The organism is Serratia sp. CY83965 (genome assembly GCF_052166375.1).
Taxonomy (GTDB): Bacteria; Pseudomonadota; Gammaproteobacteria; order Enterobacterales; family Enterobacteriaceae; genus Serratia; species Serratia marcescens.
The window spans coordinates 403313-410186 of record NZ_JBJNOV010000010.1; the positions used below are offsets into that span (position 1 = coordinate 403313).

4 protein-coding genes, 2 tRNA genes and 3 rRNA genes are annotated in these 6874 nt (G+C 58.0%); all 9 read right to left on the reverse strand.

The features are described 5' to 3' along the window. Position 1: 1 nt before the first annotated feature. On the reverse strand, positions 2 to 1756 hold the full coding sequence (gene aceK, locus ACJ8PL_RS19710; protein WP_239442319.1) for a bifunctional isocitrate dehydrogenase kinase/phosphatase: 1755 nt from the start codon (positions 1754 to 1756) through the stop codon (positions 2 to 4). Between the two features lie 69 nt (positions 1757 to 1825). Further along, positions 1826 to 3133, reverse strand: coding sequence for an isocitrate lyase (aceA, locus tag ACJ8PL_RS19715; RefSeq protein ID WP_016930306.1), 1308 nt, complete (start codon positions 3131 to 3133; stop codon positions 1826 to 1828). A gap of 41 nt (positions 3134 to 3174) precedes the next feature. Continuing rightward, entirely contained in the window at positions 3175 to 4773 is a 1599-nt protein-coding gene (aceB, locus tag ACJ8PL_RS19720) for a malate synthase A (RefSeq protein WP_016930307.1), read from the reverse strand. A gap of 374 nt (positions 4774 to 5147) precedes the next feature. Next, complete coding sequence (gene metA, locus ACJ8PL_RS19725) at positions 5148 to 6077, reverse strand: homoserine O-acetyltransferase MetA (RefSeq protein WP_004936623.1); 930 nt, start codon at positions 6075 to 6077, stop codon at positions 5148 to 5150. 200 nt (positions 6078 to 6277) lie between these two features. Further along, positions 6278 to 6393, reverse strand: a 5S ribosomal RNA gene (gene rrf, locus ACJ8PL_RS19730). Between the two features lie 45 nt (positions 6394 to 6438). After that, positions 6439 to 6514: transfer RNA gene (locus tag ACJ8PL_RS19735), tRNA-Thr, on the reverse strand. A 14-nt stretch (positions 6515 to 6528) separates the two neighbouring features. After that, positions 6529 to 6644 (reverse strand): 5S ribosomal RNA (gene rrf / locus ACJ8PL_RS19740). Between the two features lie 45 nt (positions 6645 to 6689). Next, positions 6690 to 6765 (reverse strand) — tRNA-Thr (locus tag ACJ8PL_RS19745). Between the two features lie 14 nt (positions 6766 to 6779). After that, positions 6780 to 6874: ribosomal RNA gene (gene rrf, locus ACJ8PL_RS19750) — 5S ribosomal RNA — on the reverse strand; the annotation flags it as partial.

The following is a 6874-nucleotide window of genomic DNA, read 5'->3' on the forward strand; positions in this document are numbered from 1 at the left end:
TTTACATCGCAGCGGTGGCGGCCGGCAGCGCCGCCCCGCTGCGCTGGCTGAACCGCTGCTTCTTGCGATAAGCGAATACGTCTTCCACATGCCCTTCGCGGATGCGCTGCTGCAACCCGCGCCAATACTCCGCGGTAAACAGATCGCTGTGCAGCTCTTCAAACATCTGCCGAATGCGCCGATCGCCGCACAGAAAGTGGCGGAACTCTTCCGGGAACACGTCGTTGGGCGCGATGCTGTACCACGGCTCGCTGGCCAGTTCATCTTCCGGATAACGCGGCGGCGGGATATCGCGGAAGTTGACCTCGGTCATGTAGCAAATCTCGTCGTAGTCGTAGAACACTACCCGCCCGTGGCGCGTCACGCCAAAGTTCTTGAACAGCATGTCGCCGGGGAAGATATTGGCGGCGGCCAGCTGTTTGATGGCATTGCCGTACTCTTCAATCGCATCGCGCATCTGCTGGTCGTTGGCCTGCTCCAGATACAGATTCAGCGGGGTCATGCGCCGTTCCATATACAGGTGCTTAATCACGATGCGATCGCCAAGATCTTCCAGCTTGCCCGGCACTTCGCGCCGCAGCTCCGCCAGCAGTTCCGGGCTGAGGCGCGCCTTGTCGACGACGAAATTCTCGTACTCCTGGGTATCCGCCATGCGCCCGACGCGATCGTGCTCTTTCACCAGCTGATAGCAAGCCATCACCTGCGCCTGCGTCACCTCTTTTTGCGGGGCGAATTCGTCTTTGATCACTTTAAACACCCGATCGAAGGACGGCAGGGTAAACACCAGCATCACCATGCCCTTCACCCCCGGCGCGATGATAAATTGCTCCTGCGACTGCGCCATAAAAGTCAGGTATTCGCGATAGCATTCGGTTTTGCCGTGCTTCTGGCAACCGATCGCCATGTACAGCTCGGCGGTGGTCTTGCCCGGCAGGATCTCGCGCAGCCACTCCACCATCGCCGCTGGCAGCGGCGCGTAGACCATAAAATAAGAGCGGGCGAAGCCGAAGACGATGCTGGCCTCGGCCTTACCGGTCAGGCAGGCGTCGATAAACAGCGCGCCCGACTCGCTGTGGTGGATCGGCAGCAAGAACGGATAAACGCCGTCGGCCAGGCGCAGCTTGCCGACCAGCCAGGCGGCCTTGTTGCGATAGAACAGCTCGTTGGCGATCTGGAAGGTCGCCCCCGTCAGTTGCTGTGGGCTGAAGGCGCGTTGCAGCGCCTGGGTGATATAGCGAATATCGCGCGTCAAATCCTCCCACGGCAACCGCAGCGGCAGATCGCTCAGCACGCTGCGCAGCATCGCCGGCAGATCGCCATTGGGGGTGAAATCGCGCGCCAGCGGACGCGGAATGTCGCGAAAGCGCCGTTCCGGCTGCGAACTGAACACGAACAGCTTGTCCGGCGTCAGATCGCGGTGCTTGAACAGCCGGCAATAGACCGAGTTAAAGAAGCTTTCGGCGATCTCGAAACGCGGGTAGTCCGGCAACAGGTCGATATAGACCGCTTTGACCCGGCTGGGGAAGTCGGCGTCGAAATATTTCTGCCCGGTGATGCATTTGAGCTGCTCCACCACCAGGCCGACGTGATGGTCGTACAGATGGATGCGCTTTTTCATCGCCTGCTGTACCGCCGGCCAGTCCGCCTGCTCGAAGCGCTGCTGCGCGCCGGCGGTCACTTCCAGAAAGCGGCCGTACTGCGCATCGAAGCCTTGCAGGATCGTCTGTGCGATCAACAACTCCAGTTTTGCCGCCATCCTTACCCCCCGCCAGAAAAAGAAGCCTGCGCATGCAGGCTCCGGTGAAACGTCTTCAAGCTTGCCGCATCAGAACTGCTGTTCTTCCGTCGAACCGGTCAGCGCGGTGACCGAAGAAGCGCCGCCCTGAATGATGGTGGTGACTTTGTCGAAGTAGCCGGTGCCCACCTCTTGCTGGTGCGACGCGAAGGTGTAACCGCGATCCACCGCGGCGAACTCCGCCTGCTGCACCTTCTCGACGTAGTGTTTCATCCCTTCGCCCTGCGCATAGGCGTGCGCCAGGTCGAACATGTTGAACCACATGCTGTGGATGCCCGCCAGCGTGATGAACTGATACTTGTAGCCCATGTCCGACAGCGCCTGCTGGAAACGGGCGATGGTCTGGTCGTCGAGGTTCTTCTTCCAGTTGAACGACGGCGAGCAGTTGTAGGCCAGCAGCTTGCCCGGGTATTTGGCGTGGATGGCGTCGGCGAAGCGCTGGGCGGCATCCAGATCCGGCGTTGAGGTTTCGCACCACACCATATCGGCGTAAGGGGCATAAGCCAGACCGCGGCTGATCGCCTGCTCGACGCCGGCATGGGTACGGAAGAAGCCTTCCGCCGTACGCTCGCCGGTGACGAAGGCGCTGTCATACGGATCGCAATCGGACGTCAGCAGGTCGGCCGCATCGGCGTCGGTACGGGCGATCACCAGCGTCGGCACGCCGAGCACGTCGGCCGCCAGGCGAGCGGCGACCAGCTTCTGGATCGCTTCCTGCGTCGGCACCAGCACTTTGCCGCCCATATGACCGCATTTCTTCACCGCCGCCAACTGGTCTTCGAAGTGCACCCCGGCGGCGCCGGCGGTGATCATCGCTTTCATCAGCTCAAAGGCGTTCAGCACGCCGCCGAAGCCGGCTTCCGCATCGGCGACGATCGGCAGGAAGTAATCGGTGTAGCCTTTGCTGCCCGGCTCAATCTGGTTCGCCCATTGGATCTGATCGGCGCGGCGGAAGGTGTTGTTGATGCGCTCGACCACCTTCGGCACCGAGTCCACCGGATACAGCGACTGGTCAGGGTACATGGCCGACGCGCTGTTGGCGTCGGCCGCCACCTGCCAACCGGACAAGTAGATGGCCTCGACGCCGGCTTTGGCCTGCTGCAGCGCCTGGCCGCCGGTGAGCGCGCCCAGGCAGTTCACGTAGCCTTTGCGCGCCTTGCCGTTCAGCAACGCCCACAGTTTGGCGGCGCCGTTTTGCGCCAGGGTGCATTCCGGGTTGACCGAACCGCGCAGATTGATCACGTCTTCGGCGCTGTAAGGGCGGGTGATGCCTTCCCAACGGGCCGATTTCCATTCCTGTTCCAGCTGCTGGATCTGTTGAGAGCGAGAGGTAGACATAATTTTTATCCTTTCAGTCATGTAGGGTTGATTGGGAAAGTTCAGGCCAGCAGCGCATAGCCGGGCAACGTCAGGAAGTCGATTAATTCATCTTGCGTGGTGATGCGCTCCATCAGGCGCGCCGCCTCTTCGAACCGGCCGGCGTTAAAGCGCGCTTCCCCTACTTCTTCACGCACCACCAACATCTCTTCTTGCAACATCTGGCGGAACAGCGCCTTGGTGACCGGGCGCCCGTCGTTCAGGCTCTTCTCATGGTGGATCCACTGCCAGATAGAGGTACGGGAGATCTCCGCCGTCGCGGCATCTTCCATCAACCCATAGATAGGCACGCAGCCGTTGCCGGAGATCCAGGCTTCGATGTACTGCACCGCCACGCGGATATTGGCGCGCATCCCCGCTTCGGTGCGTTCGCCGTCGCATGGCTCCAGCAGCTGCGCGGCGCTGATCGGCGCATCCTGCTCACGCATCACGTCCAGCTGGTTCTGGCGATCGCCCAATGCGTTGCCGAACACCTCCATCACCGTGTCCGCCAAGCCCGGGTGCGCCACCCAGGTGCCGTCGTGGCCATTGTTGGCTTCCAACTCTTTGTCCGCCCGCACCTTGTTCAGCACCCAGGCATTTTTCTCAGCGTCTTTGCTCGGGATAAACGCCGCCATGCCGCCCATGGCGAACGCGCCGCGCTTATGACAGGTTTTGATCAACAGGCGTGAATAGGCGCTGAGGAAAGGTTTCTCCATGGTCACCGACTGACGATCCGGCAGCACGCGATCGCCGTGATTCTTCAGCGTTTTGATGTAGCTGAAGATGTAATCCCAGCGGCCGCAGTTCAGGCCGACGATGTGATCGCGCAGGTGATAGAGGATCTCGTCCATCTGGAACACCGCCGGCAGGGTTTCGATCAACACCGTCGCCTTGATGGTACCGCGCGGCAGATCGAATCGATCCTCGGTAAAGCTGAAGACATCGCTCCACCAGGCCGCTTCTTCCCAGGACTGGGTTTTCGGCAGGTAGAAATACGGGCCGCTGCCCTTGGCCAACAGCTGGCGATAGTTGTGATAAAAATACAGCGCGAAATCGAACAGGCCGCCGGGAATGGCTTCATCACGCCACAGCACGTGTTTTTCCGGCAAATGCAGGCCGCGCACGCGAGCGATCAACACCGCCGGATTCGGTTTCAGCTGGTAGATCTTGCCGGCTTCATTGGTGTAGGAGATGGTGCCGTTAACCGCATCGTGCAGGTTGATTTGACCGTCGATGACTTTATCCCAGCTTGGCGCCAGGGAGTCTTCGAAGTCCGCCATAAACACTTTTACGTTGGCGTTAAGCGCATTGATCACCATCTTGCGTTCTACCGGCCCGGTGATCTCGACCCGGCGATCGCGCAGGTCTTGCGGAATGCCGCGGATCTGCCAGTCGCCTTCACGAATGGAATTGGTTTCCGAAATAAATCCAGGCAGCTCGCCGCGATCGATATTTTGCTGCCAGCGGGCACGCGCCGCCAGCAGCTCATTGCGCCGCGGCGTGAATTTCCCCACCAGTTCCGCCAGGAATTCAACCGCTTCATCCGTTAATACCTGGCGCTCCGCAGCGGCGAAACCCTGGGTAAACCTTAACTCCGTGCCTGCTATCTGTTGCGTCATGACCTTGCTCCTTCCCATCATTGCGCCCGAGCGATCGGCGCATTTTCATCAGAAATCACTGTGGATCAGGGCGGATGAAACGATCCTAAACTGGTCAGATCTCATCCCGATAGCTCTAAGAATACTCAACAAAAAATAAAAATCAAAAACCATTTCCATTTTATTATTAAATATTTTATTAACACTTTATTATCAATTGGTTAGAACAAATAACATAACTAATGGGTAAGGAAATCGGTTCCAATAGAATCGCAAAGACAGGCTAACGCGCTGTTGGCCAATGGTTTTTTGGAAAAAGTGGCGGGTAAAAAGAGGATCGTACAGAGGATCAACAGCGCGGCGGCCTCGATTCAGCCGCCGGCAGGCAGGAAAGATCAGTCGAGAGTCGGATTCATATGGCGCAGATCGTAAGGCGTGATCTGGTAGACGTAATAGTTGAGCCAATTGGAGAACAGCAGGTGGCCATGGCTGCGCCAGGTGGCTTTCGGTGTCAGTGCGGGGTTGTCATCGGGGAAGTAGTTGAGCGGTACGGCAGGATCGAGGCCAGCTTCGTTGTCGCGACAATACTCCCCGGCCAGGGTCAGGGCATCATACTCAGGATGGCCGGTGACAAATGCCAGGCGCTTATCCCTGCTGGCGAACAGGTAGGCGCCGGCCTGCTCGGATTCGGCCAGAATGTCCAGGTCGGTATATTGGCGAATCACCTCGGTCGGGAAATCGGCATAGCGTGAATGCGGCGCCAGGAAGCTTTCGTCGAAGCCGCGCGTCAGCAACGCATGCTGCTGCAGCGTTTGGTGCGGATAAACGCCGGAGAGCTTCACTTCGCGCGTCATCTTGGGAATGCCGTACAGGATATTCAACGCCGCTTGTACCGCCCAGCACACGAACAGTGTAGAGGTGACATGGTTTTTGGCCCAGTCAATGACCCGTTCGATCTGCGGCCAGTAGGCAACATCGCAGAAATCAACCAGCCCCAGCGGCGCGCCGGTGACAATCAGGCCATCGAAGTTCTCATTCTGGATATCCTCGAAGTCGCAGTAGAAGTTGTTCAGATGCTCGGCCGGCGTGTTCTTCGATTCGCGGCTGTCGATGCGCAGCAGCTGGATATCAATCTGCAGCGGCGAGTTGGACAACAGACGCAGAAACTGGTTTTCCGTTTCGATCTTCTTTGGCATCAGGTTGAGGATCAGCACTTTCAGTGGCCTGATTTCCTGTGTTTTTGCCCGCGAGGATGTCATCACGAAGACATTCTCACCGCGCAAGAAATTGACCGCAGGTAACTCATCAGGAACACGAATCGGCATTGCTTAACCCTCACATATCCATTTATACGTTTAGACTTCTAGATGCCCGAAGATAGCGTTTTTTTCCGTCGCTGTCGAGCATTCAGCGGAAAGGTGAAAATGTTTCATTGCGCGAGCTGCGTCAGGATCTTGGCAGGGAGGATGAGAGGTACTGAAAGCAAAAAGGCCATCCTTTCGGATGGCCTCTTGGCTTATTTGATGCTTGGCAGTGTCCTACTCTCGCATGGGGAGACCCCACACTACCATCGGCGCTACGGCGTTTCACTTCTGAGTTCGGCATGGGGTCAGGTGGGACCACCGCGCTATTGCCGCCAAGCAAATTCTTTTTTCTGCCGAACTTCTAAACCCACTTTAAATAAAGTGGTGCTGATACCCAGAGTCGAACTGGGGACCTCACCCTTACCAAGGGTGCGCTCTACCAACTGAGCCATATCAGCACGCTTAATTTGATGCCTGGCAGTGTCCTACTCTCGCATGGGGAGACCCCACACTACCATCGGCGCTACGGCGTTTCACTTCTGAGTTCGGCATGGGGTCAGGTGGGACCACCGCGCTATTGCCGCCAAGCAAATTCTTTTTTCTGCCGAACTTCTAAACCCACTTTAAATAAAGTGGTGCTGATACCCAGAGTCGAACTGGGGACCTCACCCTTACCAAGGGTGCGCTCTACCAACTGAGCCATATCAGCACGCTTAATTTGATGCCTGGCAGTGTCCTACTCTCGCATGGGGAGACCCCACACTACCATCGGCGCTACGGCGTTTCACTTCTGAGTTCGGCATGGGGTCAGGTGGGAC